The organism is Rhizobium sp. Root483D2 (genome assembly GCF_001426685.1).
Taxonomy (GTDB): Bacteria; Pseudomonadota; Alphaproteobacteria; order Rhizobiales; family Rhizobiaceae; genus Pararhizobium; species Pararhizobium qamdonense.
This window is the reverse complement of the sequence record NZ_LMFB01000041.1, coordinates 34,151-34,681: the sequence shown is the minus strand read 5'-3', so window position 1 is coordinate 34,681 and position 531 is coordinate 34,151. Positions and strand designations below refer to the sequence as shown.

General features: G+C 57.4%; 1 protein-coding gene. It reads right to left on the bottom strand.

The genetic code is table 11. The annotated features are described in order from the left end of the window. Positions 1-531: hypothetical protein (locus ASD32_RS31040; RefSeq protein WP_162252702.1), on the bottom strand; the 531-nt coding region annotated here is incomplete at both ends.

The window sequence follows — 531 nt, the reverse complement described above, 5'->3', positions numbered from 1 at the left end:
CCTACCGTGGCAGAGAGAGCCGTCAAGGCGTCTGCATTGGCGGTGATTTGACCACCCTGCTGGATCACGGTCGTTGAAAGGGCATTGACTGCAGAGACATCGGCCTTTCCACTGACCGCATTCTGCAGGGTGGTGATGGCACCACTGTGCGAGCCGACGATACCGTTCACAGAATTGACGTATCCGATCAGTTCATTCGTCGTTGAGACATTGGTTTTGTCGGCCAGGGCGGCATTGACCGCGCCTTGATCCGCCTTTCCTCCAAGGCTCGCTTGCACGTTGGTCAGTGCTGTCGCCTGGCTCGAAAGCACAGAACCATGGTCTGAAACTGTCGTCTGCAGTGTCTGCAGGGCCGACGCGCTGGCCTTGCCCGCAACATCGGTCTGCAAGCTCGTAATCGCATTGGAATGAGCGTCAACGACATCGTTGATGTTCTGCACACGCGTATCGAGCAAAGCCACTGCAGAGGCTGCGGCCTTTCCGGCAACGGCAGTGTTCAGGTTTGTGATAGCCGTGGCCTGGCTGCTATTC